The sequence below is a fragment of the Marinilabilia sp. genome (assembly GCF_016278715.1).
GTDB lineage: Bacteria > Bacteroidota > Bacteroidia > Bacteroidales > Marinilabiliaceae > Marinilabilia.
In genome coordinates this window covers 1-877 of the sequence record NZ_JADQBH010000166.1, presented here as the reverse complement: position 1 = coordinate 877, position 877 = coordinate 1, and the positions used below count along the sequence as shown (strand labels likewise).

Here is an 877-nt window from a genome sequence, read left to right as displayed (position 1 = left end):
TTGTCACTTTCCACCACAACGGTTCCGTTGGTAGGGTTTGTACTGATGGTAACCACCACCGGCGCATCCTCAAGTCCGGTATCGTTGCTTAGTACGTCAATGTTAACAGCCGTATTTTCGGTGGTTGAAGCTTCATCGTCTGTTGCAATTGGAATGCCACCGATCGCTTGATTTACAGTGATTTCAACCGTCGCATTATCTGTGTCTCCATTGGAATCAGTTATTGTGTAGCGGAACGAATCACTTCCAAAATATTCATCATTGGGTGTATAAGTGATGGAATTATCGTTTTCTACAGTAACAGAGCCGTTGTTTGGGGTTTGACTGATGGACACCGTTAAAGGCGTATCTGCCAATCCAGCATCATTGCTAAGAACATCGATTGACACAGCTGTATTTTCAGTGGTTGAAGCTTCATCGTCGATTGCAACCGGAATTCCGCTTGCAGCCTGAGTAATGGTCAGTGAAACCGTTGCTTCATCTGCGTCTCCGTTGGCATCGGTAACGGTGTAGTTAAAGGAATCATTACCGAAAAATTCGCTGTCCGGTGTGTAGGTAACGGTGTTGTCACTTTCCACCACAACACTTCCGTTAGTCGGTTGCTGACTAATGTTCACTGTTATTGGTGTATCGTCCAGTCCGGTATCGTTGGTCAGCACGTCAATGTTAACGGAGCGGTTTTCTTCCACTGATGCCTCATCATCGATAGCCACCGGAATTATATTTTCGTCTTCTGTTACAGTAATCGTTACTAAAGCCATATCCCAGTCGCCGTCTGCATCAGAAAGGAGATATGAGAAACTAATTTCTCCAACGAAGAAGTATCCGGGTGTGAATGTAATGGTGTTGTTGGCGTTTACCTGAACAGAACCGGATG

Annotated in this window: 1 protein-coding gene; it reads right to left on the bottom strand. The window is 45.3% G+C overall.

Annotation, left to right across the window (positions count from 1 at the left end; genetic code table 11):
* Window positions 1–877 (bottom strand): Ig-like domain-containing protein (locus tag QZZ43_RS10655; RefSeq protein ID WP_291858863.1); only part of this gene is annotated, 877 nt, incomplete at both ends.